The following is an 18,986-nucleotide window of genomic DNA, read 5'->3' on the forward strand; positions in this document are numbered from 1 at the left end:
CCAGGCCATCATCGCCCTCGCACGCCGACGGGCGAGCGTCCTGTGGGTCCTCCTGCGCGACAACCGGGTATTCACCCCCGCCCCGCCAGTCACGCAGGCGGCTTGACTTCATCATTGAGACTCCCGGAGAGTGGGGACGCGACGCGATGGCGCTGAGCATGACAAGCTCGGTTGTCCTCATGCTGACGGTGCGTCCGAGGTCTGCCAAGTGGGCAACGACTATGCCATTGGCCCGACCTGAGGCGGCGTCAACGCACCAGTGCCGCGGCTGCCGCGCGCCGTCCGCCACGCGCCGCCCCTGGCGACGCCGCGGTCTCCTCGCCGCCTGCCGCCGTTCGTACCGGTGCGGGTGCCGTGCTCTCCGCCGCGCCCCGTCATGTCCTCGCGCGCCCCCGCCGCGTCCTCGCGCGCCCCCGCCGGGTTCAGCGGGCCAGCAGGGTCCCGGGGGAGTCCAGGGCGGCCCTGACCGCCGATCTGGCGGCGCCGAGCAGCGGGCCGTCGGGCCCGAGCGGCGAGGCCGTCACCGGCACCGGGGTGCTGCGCCCGCCCGCGGCCACCGCCGTTCTGCGGGCCAGCTCCCGGCGCACCGGCGGGAGCAGCCACGGGCCGAGCCGGGCGAGCGGGCCGCCGATCACCACCCGCCGCGGGTCGAGGAGGTTGACCGCGCCGGACAGCGCGATGCCCAGGGCCGTCCCCGCCTCGCGCACCGCCCGCAGCGCGGCCGGCTCCCCGGCCTCGCAGCGCACGGTCAGCGCGCCGAGCCGCACGCCGGGCCCCGGGGTCAGCCCCGCGGCCCGCAGCACGGCCTCCTCTCCCGCGTACGCCTCCAGGCAGCCGCGTCCCCCGCAGGAGCAGGGGCGGCCGCCGGGGCGCACCGGCATGTGCCCCAGCTCGCCCGCGAACCCGTGCGCCCCCCGCAGCAGTTCGCCGTCGACCACGACCGCGGCGCCGATGCCGATCGCCGCCGAGACGTACACGAAGCTGTCCGCGGCACTGTCCGCGAGGCCGTCCGCGGGGCCGTCCGCGAGGCCGTCCGCGGGGCCGTCAGGTCCCGCCGGCCCGCCGGCCGCCGCGGGACCCCCGGGCGTGGCCGGGCCACCGGGCGGGTGTGCGGCCGACCACAGCTCCGCCAGGGCGCCGAGGTTGGCCTCGTTCTCCACCGCGACGAACCCCACGGCGCCGCCTGCCCCTTTCCCCGCGGCGTCCCCGGCGGCGTTCTCCACCGCTTTCCCGGCGGCGTACGGCATGGCGTTCCCCGCCGCCGTGCCCCCCGCCGCGGGGCCCGCGGGCAGCAGCGGGGCCAGGTCGATGCCGCTCCAGCCGAGGTTGGGGGCGCGCAGCACCGTGGCCGAGTCCCGCAGCACCAGGCCCGGCACCGCCACCGTCAGGCCCACCGGGCGCAGCCCCACCGCGGCGGCCTCGGACGTGGCCCGGCGCAGCATCGCGTCCAGCGCGCCGAGCACCGCGGCCGGTTCGCTGCCCTGGTTGCCGCTCTCCTGCCCGATGCGGACCCTGACCTCGCCCCGCAGGTCCATCACGCACACGGCCAGGTGATCGACGCCGATCTCCGCCCCCATCCCCGCGGGGCCACGGTCGGCCGGCAGCAGCTGGGTGCCGGGGCGGCCCACCGCGCCCGAGCGCCCGGGGCCGCGTTCCACCAGCAGCCCGCCGCGCAGCAGCTCCTCCACGAGCGTGGACACCGCCGCCCTGGTCAGGCCTATCCGCGCCGCGACGTCGGCCCGCGAGAGCGGCCCCTCGGCGGCCAGCGTGTGCAGGACCCGCGAGAGATTCCGCTGCCGCATCTCGGCCTGCGACTGGGGGGCTGGGTTGGCCACGGTGGTCCTCGGCTGGGCTCGTCTGAGGGCTCGGGCGCCCCCCGTCACCGGCGCCGCAGCAGCGCGCCGGCGTCCGTGAGCGTGGCGGCCAGCCGCTCCAGCGCGGCCTCGTCGCGGGGCACGGCCGGCAGGTCGGGCCCGGCGGCGGTGTCCCAGTCCCTGGCCACGGCCGCCGGATCGCGGCCCAGCAGCAGGCCGGCGGCCTGCGCCGCGGCGCCGAGCGCCACCAGCTCCTGGGCACGCGGCACCCGCACCGGCCGGCCGGACAGCCGGCGCACCGTCTCCCGCCAGGCGGTGCCGCGGGCGCCGCCGCCGATCAGCAGGATCGGCTCGTCCGGGTCGGCGTCCGCGTCGAGCACCAGGTCGAGGGCCTGCAGCAGGGCGAACACCGCGCCGTCGTAGGCCGCCTGGAGCAGCTGGCCCCCGGTGGTGTCGTGCCGCAGGCCGTGCACCAGGCCGGTGGCGTAGGGCAGGTCGGGAGTCCGCTCGCCGTCGAGGAAGGGCAGCACGACCGCCGAGCCGCCCGGCGCCACCCCCTCGCGGTCCAGGCCGAGCAGGGCCGCGAACCGGTCGATGGCGAGCGTGCAGTTCAGCGTGCAGGCGAGCGGGAGCCAGCCGTGCGTGGCGTCCGCGAACCCGGCCACCACCCCGCTCTCGTCCGTGGACCGCCGCCCGGAGACGGCGTAGACCGTGCCCGAGGTGCCGAGGCTGAGCACCGGCCTGCCGGGACCGAGCCCGAGCCCGAGCGCGCCGGCCATGTTGTCTCCGGTGCCCCCGGCGACCAGGATGCCCTCGGGCAGGGGGAGGCCGGAGCGCACGGTGCCCGCCGCCTCGCCCGAGGCGACCACCCGCGGGAGCAGCTTCGGGTCCAGGCCCACGTGGGCCAGGATCTCCTCGTCGTAGCTCTCCGTCTCGCCGTTCCACCAGCCGCTGCCCGAGGCGTCGCCGCGGTCGGTCGTGCCCTCCGCCGCGCCCTGCCCGGTCAGCCGCCCGGTGAGGTAGTCGTGCGGCAGCCGCACCGCGCGGGTGGCGGCGGCGGCCTCCGGCTCGTTCTCGCGGAGCCAGGCCCACTTGGTGACCGTGAACGAGGTCGCCGGCACGCTGCCGATGCGCCGCGCCCAGAAGGCCGGGCCGCCCAGCTCCGCGACCAGCCGGTCGCGCTGCGGGGCCGAGCGGGTGTCGTTCCACAGCAGCGCATTGCGCACCGGACGGCCCTCGCCGTTCAGCGTCACCAGGCCGTGCTGCTGGCCGGCGACCGCGACGGCCGCCGCCTCGCGGGCGGGGGCGCCGCACTGCTCCACGGCGGTGAGCAGCGCCTCCCACCACTGCTCGGGGTCGCTGTCGTGCTCTTCCGTGACCTGGTGGGGCGCGGACCCGCGCGCCACGACCCTGCCGGTGGCGGTGTCCACCACCAGCACCTTGGTGGACTGGGTGGAGCTGTCCACACCGATCACGAGGGGTCCGTCTGGTGCGGCCATGTGCGCGGTCCTCTCTGGCAGTACGAAGGTGTTCCCGGGGCTTCCACAGTGCGCCCGTGCATACTAATTTGTTAACGGCCATGACGAAATACCTGGAGCCGAGGAGCAGCCATGTCGTACCAGCCCACCCCCGCGGACAAGTTCAGCTTCGGTCTGTGGACCGTCGGCTGGCAGGGCCGCGACCCCTTCGGTGACGCGGCCCGCCCGGCCCTCGACCCGGTGGAGGCCGTCAACCGGCTCGCCGAGCTCGGCGCGTACGGCGTCTCCTTCCACGACGACGACCTGATCCCCTTCGGCTCCTCCCAGAGCGAGCGGGAGGGCCACGTCAAGCGCTTCCGGCAGGCGCTCGACGCCACCGGCCTCAAGGTGCCCGCGGCCACCACCAACCTCTTCACCCACCCCGTCTTCAAGGACGGCGCCTTCACGGCGAACGACCGCGACATCCGCAGGTACGCGCTGCGCAAGACCATGCGCAACATCGACCTCGCGGTGGAGCTCGGCGCCACCACCTACGTCGCCTGGGGCGGCCGGGAGGGCGCGGAGTCCGGCGGGGCCAAGGACGTGCGTGCGGCCCTCGACCGGTTCAAGGAGGCCTTCGACCTGCTGGGCGAGTACGTCACCAGCCAGGGGTACGACCTGCGCTTCGCCATCGAGCCGAAGCCGAACGAGCCGCGCGGCGACATCCTGCTGCCCACCGTCGGCCACGCCCTGGCCTTCATCGAGCGCCTGGAGCGCCCCGAGCTCTTCGGCGTCAACCCGGAGGTCGGCCACGAGCAGATGGCCGGGCTCAACTTCCCGCACGGCATCGCCCAGGCGCTGTGGGCGGGCAAGCTCTACCACATCGACCTCAACGGACAGAGCGGCATCAAGTACGACATGGACCTGCGCTTCGGCGCCGGCGACCTGCGCGCCGCCTTCTGGCTGGTCGACCTGCTGGAGTCGGCCGGGTACGACGGCCCCAAGGTCTTCGACTTCAAGCCGCCGCGCACCGAGGACTTCGACGGCGTGTGGGCCTCGGCCGCCGGCTGCATGCGCAACTACCTGATCCTCAAGGAGCGGGCCGCCGCCTTCCGGGCCGACCCGCAGGTGCAGGAGGCGCTGCGCGCCGCGCGCCTCGACCAGCTCGCCGCCCCCACGCTGAACCCGGGGGAGACCGCGGCCGACCTGCTGGCCGACAGGTCCGCCTTCGAGGACTTCGACCCGGACGCCGCGGCGGCGCGCGGGATGGCCTTCGAGGCCCTCGACCAGCTGGCCATGGACCACCTGCTGGGCGCCCGCGGCTGACCCTGGCCCGTGCGGCTGACCGCCCGCCCGCGGGCGGTCAGCCGGTCCCCGCCGGGCGCGCGGCCGAGAGGCCACGCGCCCGGCGGCGCAGACCCGGGCGGCCCTCGCGCGCCCCCTGCCGCCCCCCGAGGGGCGCCGTTATGTTGCGGGCATGACAATACTTCCCCGGCTCCGGCGCGTCTGGCTGCCGGTCGCGGCGCTCTGCCTCGGCCTGCTCGCGCCCTTCCTCACCGCCCCCGGCGCCCAGGCCGCCACGGTCTCCGTCCTCAACGGCACGCAGTTCACCACCCCGGACGGGCAGCCCGTGCACGCCCACGGCGGCGGGGTGATCCAGGCCGGCGGCTACTACTACTGGTTCGGCGAGAACCGGCAGGAGAACGGCAACGGCTTCCGCTACGTCTCCGTCTACCGCTCGGCCGACCTGCGGACCTGGGAGTTCCGCAACCACGTCCTCACCCAGAGCTCCGATCCGGAGCTGCAGTCCGCCAACATCGAGCGCCCCAAGGTCATCTACAACCGGGCCACCGGGCAGTTCGTCATGTGGATGCACAAGGAGAACGCGGCCGACTACAGCGAGGCCAGGGCGGCCGTGGCCGTCTCGGACACCGTGGACGGCGACTACACCTGGCTCGGCAGCTTCCGGCCGCTCGGCAACATGTCCCGCGACCTCACCGCCTTCGTCGACGACGACGGCACCGCCTACCTGGTGAGCGCCGCCAGGGAGAACTACGACCTGCACATCTACCGGCTGAGCCCGGACTACACGGACGTGGAGAGCCTGGTCGCCAACCCCTGGCCCGGGGGCCACCGCGAGGCGCCCGCGCTGTTCAAACGCAACGGCGTCTACTTCATGCTCACCTCGGGCGCCACCGGCTGGTCGCCCAACCAGCAGCAGTACGCCACCTCCACCAGCCTCGCGAGCGGCTGGAGCGCCATGCAGAACGTCGGCGACGCCACCGCCTTCGGCTCGCAGACCGCCTTTGTGCTCCCGATCCAGGGCAGCCAGGGCACCTCCTACCTCTACCTGGGCGACCGCTGGGGCAACTCCTTCGGCGGCCTGGTCAACGACTCCCGCTACGTCTGGCTCCCGCTGACCTTCCCCGGCAGCCGCTCCCTGTCGATGAGCTGGGCGCCCGAGGTCCGCATCGACACCGCCGCGGGCACCGTCGCCGCCGCCGGCGGCCCGTATCAGACGCTGACCGCCCGCCACTCGGGCAAGTGCCTGGACATCCCCAGCCAGTCCCAGGCCATCGGCCAGGAACTCGCCCAGTACACGTGCAACGGCGGCGGCAACCAGCGCTTCTGGATGCGGGACGCCGGCGGCGGCTACGTCCAGCTCGTCACCCGGCACAGCTCCCTGTGCCTCGCCGTCTCCGGCGGCTCCACCGCGGACGGCACGCACGTGGTGCAGGCCGCCTGCGGCAGCGGAGCCGAGCAGCAGTGGCGGACGGCCGACGCGGGCGGCGGCTACGTCACGCTCACCGCCCGGCACAGCGGCAAGTGCCTCGACGTCTCGGACGAGTCGACGGCGGACAGCGCCCGGCTCATCCAGTACGCCTGCACCGGCGGCACCAACCAGCAGTTCAGGCCGGCGGCGGCGTAGCGCCGGCGCGCACGGTCAGGGCCACCAGGCCGAGCACGACCAGGGCGAGCCCCGCCCAGCCCGCCGGGCCCAGCCGCTCGCCCACCACGGTCACGCCGAGGACCGCGGCCACCACCGGCTCGAACAGGCTGAGGGTGACCGCGGTGCGGGCCTCGATGCGGCCGAGCCCCGCCCCGAAGCAGACGTAGGCCAGCCACATCGGCACCACCGCGAGGTACAGGGCGACCGCCTGCCCGCGCGGCCGGCCGAGGAGCGGCCCGCCGGTGGCCACGAGCACCGGCAGCAGCACGGTCGCGGCCAGGCCGAACAGCGCGCCCATCGCGGCGCGCGCGGGGTGGCCGTGCCGGATCACCTGCGCCGCGCAGTGCGCGAACAGCGCGTAGCACGCCCCGGCGAGCAGGCCGAGGCCCACCCCGGCGGCGGCGTGGCCGCCGCCTTCGCCCGTCTCGTGCCCGCCCAGCGCCAGGAGTGCGCACCCCGTGGTCGCCGAGGCGGTCGCCGCCGCCCAGCGGAGGCCGAGCCTGGCCCGCCCGAAGAGGCGTGCGAACAGCGCGGCGAACGCCGGGGCGCAGCCCAGCGCGACCACCGTGCCGACGGCCACCCCGGCCAGGGCCATCGCCGGGTAGAAGGCGAGGGGATAGACCACCACGCTCAGCGCGCCGAGCAGCGCCCAGGGCAGCACCGCCCGCCCGCCGCGCAGCACCGCGAGGGCGGAGCGCGGGGTGAGCGCGAAGGTCAGCAGCCCGCCGAGGCCCATGGTCGCGGCCCCGATCGACAGCGCGGGCGTCCCGTCGGGGGCCAGGTTTGCCACGGTGCCCGTGGTGCCCCACAGCGCGGCGGCGGCCAGCACGAGCAGCGGCCCGGCCCAGGGGCGGCGCCGCACTCGCCCGGCATCCCGCAGGGCGGGGCTCTGCGGGCCGGAACGTGCGGCGTCCGCGGCGGGGCGGGCGGCACGGCCAGGGGAAGCGGCGGCCGGGGCGCCGTCGCGGGAGCGCCCCGAGGGGCGCGGGGAAGGAAGGGGGGAGGGAAGGGGTGAGGTCATGATCGGTGCGTCCTGCTCCGTCGAGGTCCGGCGAGGGATCTGCGGGAGGGCGCGCCGACGCGCCGGCGCTCGCACGCCGGGCGGCCGGAGGAAGGGCCGGCCGGCGATCAGGCCGGAGGCGGGATGAACCGTGAGCCGCGCGCCCTCAGCGGGCGGCCGGCGGCGGGGTGGCGGTGCGCCGGCACGGCCGGCGCCCGGAGAGCGAGGAACGCATGCCGGGCAGCTTATCGGACCGAGGCCGGGGGTGCGCCCGCCGGAACGCGTCCCGTCCGGCCCTTCTCAGCCCGCGTCCCCGGCCCGCGCCGCACACCAGTCCCGCAGCAACGCGGCCGTCTCGGCGGGGCGTTCCTCGTGCAGGTAGTGGCCGCAGCCCTCCCACAGCAGCACCCGGGAGGCCGGGTGCCGCGGCATGCCGCGCTCCCAGGCCGCGGCGGCGGGGGAGGTGTGCACGGCCAGCGAGGGGCAACGGCGGCCGCGCAGATAGGCGGCGGCCGCGGCCCTGAGCCCGAACGCCCCCGGCGCCAGGTACATGCCCTCCCGGTAGGCGAGCAGCACCTCCGGGTCCATCGCCCGCATCAGCCGCACGTGCCGCTCCCGCAGTCCCGGCGGCGCCTCGGCGGAGAAGGCGCGTGCGGCGAACCGCACCGCCCAGGCGGTGCCCTCGCGGCGCAGTTCCTCCTGCTCGGCGGCCAGGCGGCGGCGCGCGTCCGGCCCGCCGCCGAACCCCGTGCCGAGGGTCACCACGGAAGCCACCAGCCCAGGGTGCTCCACGGCCAGCGCGGTGACCACGTGCCCGCCCATCGAGTGGCCCACCGCGACCACCGGCCAGGCGCCCAGCCGCCGCAGCCAGCCCGCCAGATCCGCCGCGACCTGCCGCGGGGCCGCGCGCCCGGGCCGGAAGGGGGTGCGCCCGTGCCCCGGCAGGTCGGGGACCAGCAGGCGGTGGCGGGGGGCGAGGGCCCCGAGCAGCGGCAGCCACTCCTCGGCGTCACCGCCCCAGCCGTGCACCAGCAGCAGCGGCGGCCCACCGCCGCGGGCCGGGCCCCGCGTGTCCAGCGCATGCGGAGCGAAGGCCGGCCCGGCAGGCCCGGCAGGTTCCGGGGATTCGGTGGGCTCGGCGGCTTCGGAGTCGGACACGGTCACGGCCCCCGTTCGGCAGGCGCTTTCTGCGGGTGGCGCGCAGCATAGCGGCGGCCGGCCGGGCCCGGGCCGGGTCCCTCAGGCGTCCTTCCTGCCCCCGGCGGCGAGCGCACCCTCCAGGGCGAAGGTGGCGGCCCCCAGACACACCGGGTTGGTGCGCACCGGGCTCAGCACCAGCTCGGGACCCGTCCCCGGGCGGCGCAGCGCGTGCCGGCCCAGGGCCGCCCGCGCCGGCGGCAGCAGCCAGGTCCCCAGCCGCCGCGCCACCCAGCCGGTGAGCACCACGACCTCGGGGTCGAGCAGCGTCACCAGGTCGGCGAGCGCGGTGCCCAGCAACTCGCCCGTCTCCCGCACCACTTCCCGCGCCGTGGGCTCGCCGGCGGCGCAGCCCCGGGCCAGCGCGCCGATGGCCGCCGTCTGGTCCTCCTGCGGCCCGTCGCCCGCGGCCGACCCCGCCCCCTCGTGCCGCCGGTCCGCCTCCTCGCCCCCGGGCGGTGGGTGCTCCGGGCCTGGGCCGCCCGCTCCCGCCTGCTCGCCCGCGGGGCCGCGCTCGGGCCGCCCGTCCCCGGACCGGCGCAGGCGGTGCACGATCCCCGGCGCACCCAGGTACGCCTCCACGCAGCCGCGGCGCCCGCAGCGGCAGGGCCTGCCATGGGGCAGGAGGGTGGTGTGCCCCCACTCCCCGGCGCTGTTGGTGGCGCCGCGGTGCGGCCTGCCGCCGAAGGCCAGGCCCGCCCCCACCCCGGTCCCGAGATTGATCACCAGCGCGTCCTCGCGGCCGCGGGCCGCTCCCGCCCACAGCTCGGCCACCACACAGGCCCGCATCGGGTTGTCCAGGTAGATCGGGTGCGGCAGCCGCTCGGCCAGCAGCTCGCGCAGGGGCACGCCGCGCCAGCCCCAGTTGGCCGCGAAGGAGACCCCGCCCTCCCGGTCCACCAGGCCGGGCATGGTGACGCCCACGCCGAGCACCCGGTGCCCCGGCGCCCGGCCCGCCGCGCCGAGCACCGCGCCCGCGATGCGCTGCGCGAGCCGTTCCGGGGCGCCGTCCGCGGGGCCGAGCGTCTCGTGGCCGCGGGCCAGCACCCGAAGCGCCAGGTCGAAGACCTCCACGTGGAGATAGGTCTCCGCCACGTCCACGCCCACGAGCGCGCCGCCCGAGGGATTCACCGCCAGCAGGCCGCGCGGGCGCCCGCCGCCCGACTCCTCGAAGCCGGCCTCGACCAGCATGCCCAGCTCCACCAGCTCGCCCGCGAGCGTGGCGACGGTGGCCAGGCTCAGCCCCGTCTCCCTGGCCAGGCCCGGCCGCGACACCGGCGAGTCCGCGATCGCCTGCCGCAGCACCTGGTAGCGGTTGGCCGTGCGGATGTCGCGGGAGGTGTGCCTCACCTCACTCCCCGGCGCCGTCCTCGCCCCTCCTGCGGAACCATCGCCTCCCGCGCCGGAACCGGGACGGCCTGCCGCGCCGCCCCGAGCCGTGTATCCAGCCGGCCGGGGGCTCGTCGGAACGCCAGGGCTGCGGGTCGGGCCCGCCGTTCTTCCAGCGCTCGGTGAGCATCCGGGTCCTGGCGGAGGGCTCGCGAACCTCGGCGCCCCGCACGAAGCTCTCGTCGAACACGACGCCGTCCCACTCCTCGCGCCCCGAATCGCCGTCGCGCGGCTCCTCCTGGCCCGTCGGCTCGGTGCCCATCAGCTGCCTCCCATCCGCTCCTCGCACGTGCGCCAGCCGCAGGGTGAACGCACGGCGGCGGCGCCGGGTTCCGTCCGGTGGATGCGTCGGCGCTCGGACGGTTGTTCGCCGCGCCCGTCACCGTACCGAAGCCGCCCGGGGGCGCGTTCCGGTGGGATGCGCCGGGGTGCGCCGGGGCGCGCCACCGCCCGCCGCTCGCCCGCCGCTCGCCCACCGGGGGCACCGGGCCGCCGCCCCGGTCGGCGTGTGCGGGGTGGCGGCCGGCGGCTCAGCCCAGCGGGGTGAGGGTGTACGCGGCGCCCGCCTCGGTGGCGAACTCCACGGGCTCCGCCTCCCGCTTCCCGCCCTCCCCGGGGCGCGAGGCCGCGATCCGGACGCCCTCACGCGCCACCGCAAGCCCCGAGGCGGCGCGCACCCTGGCGATGGCGCCGGCGCGGGAGCGCAGCACCGCGCGCGTGAGGGCGGCGCCCGACCACTCCAGGTCCACCTCGAAGCCGCCCCTGGCCAGCAGCCCGCGCGCCCGCCCCCGAGGGAGTGCGCCCGGCAGGGCGGGCAGCAGCACCAGCTCGCCGGTGTGGCTCTGCAGCAGCCACTCCGCGATCCCGGCCGTGGCCCCGAAGTTGCCGTCGATCTGGAACGGGGGGTGCAGGTCGAAGAGGTTGGGGGCGGTGCGCTCCGGCGTCAGCTGATCCGTCAGCAGCTTGTAGGAGCGGTCCCCGTCGGCCAGCCGCGCCCAGAAATTGATCTTCCAGGCGAGGGACCAGCCGGTGCCCGCGTCCCCGCGCTGCTCCAGGGTGGTGCGCGCCGCCGCGAACAGCTCCGGGGTCTCGCGGGTGATCTGGCCGCCGGGATGCAGGCCGTACAGGTGCGAGACGTGCCTGTGGTGCTGCTCCGGGGCGATCGCGTCCCAGTCCTGCTGCCACTCCTGCACCTGCCCCTGCGCGCCCACCCGCGTCGGCGGCAGCCGCTCGGCCGCGGCCCGGGCCCCGGCCGCCAGCTCGGCGTCCCGGCCGAGGAGTTCCGCCGCCGCGGCCACCGCGGCGAAGAGGTCGCGCAGGATCTGCGCGTCCATGGTCGGCCCCGCGCACAGCGAGCCGCCCGCGCCCTCGTGGTGCGCGTTCTCCGGCGAAATCGAGGGGCAGGTGACCAGGTGGCCGGTCTCCGGGTCGGGCACCAGGACGTCGAGGAAGAACCGGGCGGCATCCGCCAGGACCTCGTAGTTCTCGCGCAACGCCCGTTCGTCCCGGGTGAAGCGGTAGTGCTCCCACACCGAGAGGGCGAGCCAGGCGCCTCCGGTGGGCCACATCCCCCAGAACGCGCCGTCCGTGGGCGCGGTGGCGCGCCAGGCGTCCACGTTGTGGTGTGCGACCCAGCCGCGCGCCCCGTAACTCGCGCGGGCGGTCCGCGCCCCCGCCTCCCGCAGCTCCCGCAGCATCGCGAAGAGCGGTTCCCAGCATTCGAGGAGATTGGCCGGGGCGGCCGGCCAGTAGTTCATCTCCGTGTTGATGTTGATCGTGAACTTGCAGCCCCACGGCGGGTCGGTGAGGTCGTTCCACAGCCCCTGGAGGTTGGCGGGCTGGGTGCCGGGCCGCGAGCAGGCGATCAGCAGGTAGCGGCCGTAGGCGAAGTACAGCGCCGCCAGTTGCGGGTCCTCGCCGGCCGCGAAGCCCGCCACCCGCTCGTCGGTCGGCAGCGCGGCGGCGGCCGTCGGCGGGATCTCGATCTCGGCCCGGGAGAACAGGGCGCCGTGGTCGGCCACGTGCCGCTCGCGCAGCTCGGCGTACGGGCGGGCCGCGGCGGCGGCCAGGTCCCGGCGCGCCCGCCGGCTCCCGTCCCCGCGCACCTCGCGCCAGTCCACGTAGCCGGTGCCGGCCGAGATCAGCAGCGTGACCGCGTCCGCGCCCGTCACGTGGAGCTCGCCGTCGCGCGAGACGCAGGAGCCGCCCTCGCACCTCGCGGTGGCGAGTGCGGTGAAGGCGACCCGGCCCTCGACGCCGTCCGCGTCCGTGCCCCGGCCGCGCAGCTCGACGGTGGCGCCGTCGGGGGAGGAGGTGGCGGTGGTCAGCGGCCCGTCGAAGGCGGCGCGGAAGCCGATCGCGCCGGGCGTGTCCGCGGTCAGCCGCACCACGATCACCTGGTCGGGGGCGCTGGCGAAGACCTCGCGCCGGTAGCGCACGCCTCCGCGGAGGAACTCGACGCGCAGCACGCCCTCGCGCAGGTCCAGCTCCCTGTGGTACGCCGACCACCCGGCGTCCGCGCCCGCCTGCTCCCCGGCCTCCTGGCCGCCCGCCTGCCGGCCCGCCGCGTCCGGGAAGCCGAGCCGCAGGCTGCCGATCGTCTGGTAGGGCGCCTGCCGCACCGGGACGCCCATGACGTCGCTCTCCACCAGCCGCGCCGCCGCGTCCCATTCGCCGGCGAACACCAGCCGCCTGATCTCGGGCAGGGCGCTCAGGGCGGCGGGATTGTCGTAGTCGTGCGGGCCGCCGGCCCAGAGCGTGTCCTCGTTGAGCTGAAGTTCCTCCTCGACGACGCCGCCGTGGACCATGGCGCCGAGGCGGCCGTTGCCCACCGGCAGCGCCTCCAGCCATCGCTCGGCGGGGCGCGGGTACCACAGGCGAAGCGGAGGGGACGTCATGGCGTGCTGGCCTCTCGTGCCGGATCCGGATCAAGTCGGCCGCCCGGCCCGGTGCCGCGCCCGAGGGGCCGCGGCCGGGAGCGGCGCGGGCCGTCCGGCCGCGCGGCCCACCGGGGCCACGAGGGCCTCCGGGGCGGCGCACCCGGGAGCGTACCGAACGCGCACGGAAGCATCGCACGGGGCATTCGGCGCACGCGCGCCGGGGCGTGCGCCCGGGCGGCGGGGCTGCGGAAGAGCGGGCGGCTGTGGCCTGCCGCGCGCTCAGGCGGCCTCGCCCAGGGGCAGGTCCGCCCATACGACGTGCCCGCGCCCCGCCTCCCGCGGGCGCACCCCCCACACGGTCGCCAGGGCGCAGACGAGCAGCAGCCCGCGCCCGCTCTCCTCCTCCGGGCCGGCCTGTGTGGGCTCGCGGTGCGCGGGCCCGGTCCCGTCGCTCGCGACCGCGACGCGCAACAGGGAGCCGAAGAGTTCCAGTTCACAGCCCACGGTCTCGCTGCGCGTGTGCCGCAGCGCGTTGGTGACCAGCTCGGAGACCACCAGCTGGGCGTTGTCGCAGGTCTCGGCGGGCGTCCGCCACTGCGTCAGCTGATGCCTGATACGTCTTCGCGCTTCCGCCGCCGAGGTGTCCGCGGCCGGCAGCCGGAAGGTGAAACGGCCGCTGGGACACGCGGCACTGGCGTAGCGCTCCAGGGACTGGGCGCGCGAGGAGGTAGCCACCGTTCTACTGTGCGGGTTGCCCCTCTCATCCGGCAAGAGCCAGCCTGCAAATTACAGAATCGTTGATGTCAGTCTGTTGCATCGGGGCGCGGCATGGCAGACTCCCTTGTGTCAGGCGGCAGTTGGAAGGGTGGGGCCAGTGGCGGGCGGATCAGCGGGCGGGGCGCCGACGGCGCTGCGCCTCGTTCTGGGCAAGCGCCTCCAGGAACTGCGCGAGTCGGCCGGCCTCTCCTTCGAGGAGGCGGCCCAGGCCCTCGACGTCACCCACGCCACGATCCGCCGCATGGAGAAGGCGCAGGTCGGCCTGAAGGTCCCGTACGTGGAGAAGCTGCTGCGGATCTACGGCGTCACGGACCAGGGCGAGATCGACGCCTTCCTCTCGCTGGCCCGCGAGGCCAATCAGCCCGGCTGGTGGCACCGTTACCGCGACGTGCTGCCCGACTGGTTCAGCGCCTTCGTCAGCCTCGAATCCGAGGCGGACCAGATTCGCGCCTACGAGCCGCACTACGTGCCCGGGCTGCTCCAGACCGAGGCGTACGCCACGTCGGTGCTGCGGGCGGGGATGCCGCACGCGCCGGCCGGCGAGATCGAGCGGCTGGTCGCCCTGCGCATGGGGCGCCAGGAGGTGCTGGAGCGCAAGCAGCCGCCCCTGCTGTGGCTGGTCCTGGACGAGACCGTGCTGCGCAGGCCCATCGGCCACCCCCACGTCATGCGCGCCCAGATCTCCCGGCTGATCGAGGCGACGGCCCTGCCGCACGTGCGGCTGCAGGTCATGCCGTTCGCCGCGGGTCTCCACCCGGCGATGTACGGGCCCTTCCACCTCTTCCGGTTCCCCCTCCCCGAACTGCCCGACGTCGCCTGCGCGGAGAACCTGGTCGGAGCCGCGTACTACGACCAGCGCGACGACGTCTCGGCGTTCCGGGAGGCCCTGGACCGGATGTGCGCGCAGGCCGCGCCCGTGCACCGCACTGAGGCCATCCTCAGTGGAATTCGCAAGGAGATCTGAACCATGGGTCGCATTTACAACGGCATGCCCGCCAAGCACCTCGGCCAGGAGGGCTGGCGCAAGCCATGGAGCGGGGGGAACGGCGGCAGCTGCGTGGAGGTGATGCGGCTGCGGGACGGCCGCGTGGCCCTGCGCCAGTCGACCGACCCGGACGGGCCCGCCCTGATCTGCTCCTCGCTGGAGATGATCAGGTTCATCGAGGGCGTGAAGGCGGGGGCCGCCGACTTCCTCCTGGTGTGACCACACCCAGGGGGCGAGGGGGCCGCGGTGTCCGCGCACGGGGGGCGCGGGCACCGCGGCAAGGGGGACACACGGGGGCAGGGACCCGGAGCCGGGCCGCGGCGGCCCAGAGCAGAGAGAAGACGGAGCATGGCGTGAGCGAACAGGGCTTCAGCGCCGAGCAGATAGACACCAGCCGGCCGCACCCGGCGCGGATGTACGACTACTACCTGGGAGGCCAGGACAACTACGAGGTGGACCGCGCGGCGGCGGACCGGGTCATGCGGCTGCTGCCCGACATGCAGCTGGCGGCCCGCGAGAACCGCAGCTTCCTGCACCGCGCCACCAGGTACGTCGTCGAGCGCGGCGTCCGGCAGATCATCGACATCGGCACCGGCATCCCCACCTCGCCCAACACCCACGAGGTGGCCAGGGAGCTGGCGCCCGACGTCCGGGTGGCCTACGTCGACAACGACCCGATCGTCAGCACCTACGCCGGCGCCAAGCTCACCAACGACGGCAACGCGGGTTTCGTGCTCGCCGACCTGCGCGACCCCAAGGCCCTGCTCGCCCGGCCGGAGATCGCCGGCCTGATCGACTTCGGGCAACCCGTGGCCCTGCTCCTGGTGGCGATCCTGCACTTCGTCGAGGACGGCGAGGACCCGGCCGGTCTCGTCTCCGCCCTCACCCAGGCCCTGCCCGAGGGCAGCTACCTGGTGCTCAGCCACGCCACCAGCGACTTCCACAGCGCCGAGCGGCTGCGGCAGGTGGAGGGCGTCTACCAGAACGCCACGGCCACCCTGACGCTGCGCCCCAAGGACCGGGTGCTGTCCTACTTCGAGGGCTTCGACCTGGTCGAGCCCGGCCTGGTGCAGCCGCCGTTCTGGCGGCCGCCGAGGCCGGTCCCCGAGGACCCCATGCTGCGCGGCCTCGGCTTCTACTGCGGGGTCGGCCTGAAGCGCTGACGCCCGCCCGTGCCGCCGGGCCCCTCGCCGTCCGGAGTGCGGCGAGGGGCCCGGTGCGTGCCTGCCTCAGGCCCCGGCCAGGCCGGTGAACACCACGGAGAACTCGGCGGGCGCCGCGGCCAGCCGGTACTGCGGCAGCGGGCCCGGGCCGCAGGACTGGGAGCCGATGCCGTGCTGGGCGTGGTCGATGTTGACCCAGACCTCCTCACCCGGCGTCAGCTCCCAGGTGTGTTCGGCCGCGTCGAGCTGCTCGGTGGTCCAGCGGCGCGCGGTGAACCAGAACGGCGCGGAGTCCGCCGCGATCCGCAGCCCGCCGCCCCGGGCGTCGCGCAGCTCGGCCCAGCGCACGTCGGCGCGCGCGCCGTTCTCCTGGGGCCTGACGTAGGGGGTCTGCATCCGGTCCACGGGCAGCTCCCAGCGGCCGAGCCGGGAGGCGGCGGCCGTGTCCGGGTACGCCTCGCCCGGGCCGCCGCCGTACCAGGAGGCCAGCCCGTAGGCCCCGGGCAGCGCCAGCCGCAGGCCGAGCCTGGGCAGCGGCACCCGCCAGTCGCCCTCGGGGGTGACGGTGACGTGCAGGCGCAGCTCGCCGTCCGTGGCGCTCCAGCGGTAACGGGTGCGCAGGGCGAGGTCGGTGGCGGCGGGGGCGACGCGGGCGCGTACCGTCAGGCCGCTCTCGTCCACGCTCACCTCGTCCACCCGGTGGTGCATCCGGTGCAGGCCGAGCTCCCGCCACAGCACGCCGAACCTGGTGTCCTGCTGCCAGGACGCGCCGAGGTCGTTGTCGGTCGGCGCGCGCCAGACGTCCAGGCGCGGCGCCTGGCTCAGCCGCAGCCCGCCGAGGGTGGTCAGGGCCCCGGTGCCGGCGTCGAACACCGCAGGCCCGAGCCGGACGACGCCCGCGGCGCGGCTCGGCGCGGCCGGGGCCGGGGTGGGCGCGGGGCCGGCTTCGGCCGTCGCGACCAGCTGCGTCCAGGCGATCTCGTGCCCCTCGGCGGCCCAGGGGGTGTCGGCGGCCAGCAGGGCGCGCAGGGTCCAGACGTGCTCGCCCGGGGTGTCGGGGGCGGTGAGCTCCTTGAGGGTGAGGGTCGTGCTCTCGCCGGGGCCGAGCGGCGGGACGTCGAAGGTGCCGGTGGCCTGGAGGGCGCCGTCGGTGTGGTGGGCCCAGGCGTAGGCGAGGTGGGCGGTGGTGGCGAAGTCGTGGTTGTTGGTGACGGTGAGGGTGCCGGTGGCCGGGTCGCCGCTCAGCCGCACCGGCTCGATGACCTTCTTGTACTCGATCAGTCCCGGGGAGGGGGTGCGGTCGGGGAAGAGGAGGCCGTCGCACACGAAGTTCCCGTCGTGCAGCTCCTCGCCGAAGTCGCCGCCGTAGGCGTAGTAGTCGCGTCCTTCCGGGGTGCGCTTGGGCAGCCCGTGGTCGATCCACTCCCACACGAAGCCGCCCTGGCAGCGCTCGTAGGTCTCGAACAGCCGCTGGTAGTCGGCCAGTCCGCCCGGCCCGTTGCCCATCGCGTGCGCGTACTCGACCAGGAGGAACGGCAGGGTGCGGCGGTGGGCGTCGAGCCGTGGGTCGGGCAGGGGTTCCTCCTCGCGGCGCCCGATCAGCTCCACCTCTTCGTGGGGCGCGTACATCCGGGAGTAGAAGTCGCTGTCCGGGTAGTCCCTGTCGTTCTCGTAGTGGACGGCCCGGGAGGGGTCGCGTTCCCGAATCCACTGCGCCATCGCGCTCAGCCCGGCACCCGCGCCGCACTCGTTGCCCAGGGACCAGACGACGACGGAGGGGTGGTTCTTGTCCCGCTCCACCATGCGCGCGGCCCGGTCGAGCAGCGCCGGGGTCCAGCGCGCGTCGTCCACGGGGTTGCGGCGCCATTCGACCTCGGTGAAGCCGTGGGTCTCCAGGTCGCACTCGTCGATGACCCACAGGCCGAGCTCGTCGCACAGGTCGAGGAAGGCCGGGTGGGGCGGATAGTGGCTGGTGCGCACCGCGTTGATGTTGTGCTGCTTCATCAGCACGATGTCGCGCCGCATGGTCTCCAGGTCCACGGCCCGGCCGGTGGCCGGATGGAACTCGTGGCGGTTGACCCCGCGGAACAGCACCCGCCTGCCGTTCGCCTTGAAGACTCCGTCCTCCACGCCCACGCTGCGGAAGCCGATCCGCAGCCGCAGCCGTTCCCCTTCGGTGACCAGCTCGCCCTCGTACAGCCGCGGGCACTCCGCCGACCAGGGCTCCACGGGCACCGCCGCCTCCTGCCCGGTGGCCAGCTCGATCCCCAGCTCGGGCACGAGGACCCGCCCGGGCACGTCGCACTCCACCCGCAGCCGCCCCAGGCCCGCGACGTGGTCGTAGCCGGCGTGCACGAAGAAGTCCGCGGGGGCGCCCGGCGGCCGGTGCCACAGGGACACCTCGCGGAAGATGCCGGGCAGCCACCACATGTCCTGGTCCTCCAGGTAGGAACCGGCCGACCACTGGTGCACCCGCACCGCCAGCACGTTCCCCTCCCGCCGCAGCACGCCGCCCACCGCGAACTCGTGCGCCAGCCGGCTGCCCTGGAAGTTCCCCAGCTCGACCCCGTTCAGCCAGACCCGGGCGCAGGACTCCACTCCCTCGAAGCGCAGCAGGCACTCGCCCTCGGCCGGCCAGTCCGCCGGCAGGTCGAAGACCCGTCGGTAATCCCCCGTCGGATTCTCGTCAGGCACCCGCGGCGGGTCGAGCGGGAAGGGGTAGTTGACGTTCGTGTAGGCGGGCGCGCCGTGGCCCTGGAGCACCCAGTGGCCGGGGACGGTGACCTCTCCCCAGCCGGACAGCTCCGCCTCCTCGCGCGTGAACTCCTCGCCGGTTCCCGCGGCCGTCGGCGCCAGCCGGAAGGACCACGAGCCGTTCAGCGAGAGCCGCGCGGCATCGGAATCCGCGTACCAGGCCCGCGCGGGCAGGGCGCCCTCGCCGGGTGAGGGGGCCTCGTAGTAGGGGAGCGGGGCGTCCTCGGACGGGGTCTGCATGGGTTCCCTCCGGCGTCGCGGCCGCCGGCGGGCGCCGCGATGTTGACATCTGTGCTTCGGTGTTCGATAACGCTAGGTCCTGCGCGCCCTTTCGACAACCCCCAGGGAAAGTGTCGGCGCCCCCCGGCCGGACGCGGCGCGCGTTCCTCCCGCGCGCGCCGCTCGTTCGCCACGGTGAAGCGGCAACCCCCTTGGCATGAACACAACTTGGCGAGGGTAGGGCGCTGATGATCAACGTCCCCCCACGGGCACTTCAGGAGTCTCAATGATGAAGTCAAGCCGCCTGCGTGACTGGCGGGGCGGGGGTGAATACCCGGTTGTCGCGCAGGAGGACCCACAGGACGCTCGCCCGTCGGCGTGCGAGGGCGATGATGGCCTGGA

The 18,986-nt window shown here is 75.5% G+C and carries 14 protein-coding genes; 5 read left to right on the forward strand and 9 right to left on the reverse strand.

The features are described from left to right. Positions 1-422: 422 nt before the first annotated feature. Both D7294_RS31175 and xylB read right to left on the reverse strand, forming a co-directional pair. Complete coding sequence (locus D7294_RS31175) at positions 423-1,802, reverse strand: ROK family transcriptional regulator (RefSeq protein ID WP_120685197.1); 1,380 nt, start codon at positions 1,800-1,802, stop codon at positions 423-425. Between the two features lie 77 nt (positions 1,803-1,879). Then, positions 1,880-3,313, reverse strand: a complete 1,434-nt coding sequence (gene xylB, locus D7294_RS31180) for a xylulokinase (protein WP_120685187.1) — start codon at positions 3,311-3,313, stop codon at positions 1,880-1,882. Between the two features lie 111 nt (positions 3,314-3,424). On the opposite strand from xylB, the gene xylA reads away from it, so the two are divergent. After that, positions 3,425-4,597 carry a xylose isomerase gene (xylA, locus tag D7294_RS31185; RefSeq protein ID WP_120685188.1) on the forward strand — a complete coding sequence of 391 codons (1,173 nt, stop codon included), beginning with the start codon at positions 3,425-3,427 and terminating at the stop codon, positions 4,595-4,597. Between the two features lie 151 nt (positions 4,598-4,748). Further along, on the forward strand, positions 4,749-6,200 hold the full coding sequence (locus D7294_RS31190) for an RICIN domain-containing protein (RefSeq protein WP_120685189.1): 1,452 nt from the start codon (positions 4,749-4,751) through the stop codon (positions 6,198-6,200). Here the strand turns inward: D7294_RS31190 and D7294_RS31195 are convergent. From D7294_RS31195 to D7294_RS31220, 6 genes are all read right to left on the reverse strand, one after another. Continuing rightward, the gene (locus D7294_RS31195) at positions 6,181-7,083 is read right to left on the reverse strand and encodes a DMT family transporter (RefSeq protein WP_241562749.1); all 903 of its coding nucleotides are present in this window, start codon (positions 7,081-7,083) and stop codon (positions 6,181-6,183) included. The genes D7294_RS31190 and D7294_RS31195 overlap by 20 nt on opposite strands. A gap of 438 nt (positions 7,084-7,521) precedes the next feature. Continuing rightward, complete coding sequence (locus tag D7294_RS31200; protein WP_241562750.1) at positions 7,522-8,379, reverse strand: alpha/beta fold hydrolase; 858 nt, start codon at positions 8,377-8,379, stop codon at positions 7,522-7,524. Positions 8,380-8,460: 81 nt separating this feature from the next. Beyond that, the gene (locus tag D7294_RS31205) at positions 8,461-9,768 is read right to left on the reverse strand and encodes an ROK family protein (RefSeq protein ID WP_120685191.1); all 1,308 of its coding nucleotides are present in this window, start codon (positions 9,766-9,768) and stop codon (positions 8,461-8,463) included. 1 nt (position 9,769) lies between these two features. Continuing rightward, positions 9,770-10,069 carry an SGM_3592 family protein gene (locus D7294_RS31210; protein ID WP_241562751.1) on the reverse strand — a complete coding sequence of 100 codons (300 nt, stop codon included), beginning with the start codon at positions 10,067-10,069 and terminating at the stop codon, positions 9,770-9,772. A gap of 268 nt (positions 10,070-10,337) precedes the next feature. Beyond that, positions 10,338-12,704 carry a glycoside hydrolase family 95 protein gene (locus D7294_RS31215; RefSeq protein WP_120685192.1) on the reverse strand — a complete coding sequence of 789 codons (2,367 nt, stop codon included), beginning with the start codon at positions 12,702-12,704 and terminating at the stop codon, positions 10,338-10,340. 261 nt (positions 12,705-12,965) lie between these two features. After that, positions 12,966-13,421 (reverse strand): ATP-binding protein, encoded by a 456-nt coding sequence (locus tag D7294_RS31220; protein ID WP_158674744.1) that lies wholly within the window; start codon positions 13,419-13,421, stop codon positions 12,966-12,968. A 139-nt stretch (positions 13,422-13,560) separates the two neighbouring features. Between D7294_RS31220 and D7294_RS31225 the strand changes: the two genes are divergently transcribed. From D7294_RS31225 to D7294_RS31235, 3 genes are all read left to right on the forward strand, one after another. After that, positions 13,561-14,427 carry a helix-turn-helix domain-containing protein gene (locus D7294_RS31225; RefSeq protein ID WP_120685194.1) on the forward strand — a complete coding sequence of 289 codons (867 nt, stop codon included), beginning with the start codon at positions 13,561-13,563 and terminating at the stop codon, positions 14,425-14,427. 3 nt (positions 14,428-14,430) lie between these two features. Beyond that, positions 14,431-14,667: a DUF397 domain-containing protein gene (locus D7294_RS31230; RefSeq protein ID WP_120685195.1), complete on the forward strand. Its 237-nt coding sequence runs from the start codon at positions 14,431-14,433 to the stop codon at positions 14,665-14,667. A gap of 134 nt (positions 14,668-14,801) precedes the next feature. Then, positions 14,802-15,611 (forward strand): SAM-dependent methyltransferase, encoded by an 810-nt coding sequence (locus D7294_RS31235; RefSeq protein ID WP_174248481.1) that lies wholly within the window; start codon positions 14,802-14,804, stop codon positions 15,609-15,611. A 66-nt stretch (positions 15,612-15,677) separates the two neighbouring features. On the opposite strand, the gene D7294_RS31240 is transcribed toward D7294_RS31235, so the two are convergent. Then, complete coding sequence (locus D7294_RS31240) at positions 15,678-18,605, reverse strand: glycoside hydrolase family 2 TIM barrel-domain containing protein (RefSeq protein ID WP_120685196.1); 2,928 nt, start codon at positions 18,603-18,605, stop codon at positions 15,678-15,680. Positions 18,606-18,986 lie beyond the last annotated feature (381 nt).

It is taken from the genome of Streptomyces hoynatensis (assembly GCF_003626535.1).
Taxonomy (GTDB): domain Bacteria; phylum Actinomycetota; class Actinomycetes; order Streptomycetales; family Streptomycetaceae; genus Streptomyces; species Streptomyces hoynatensis.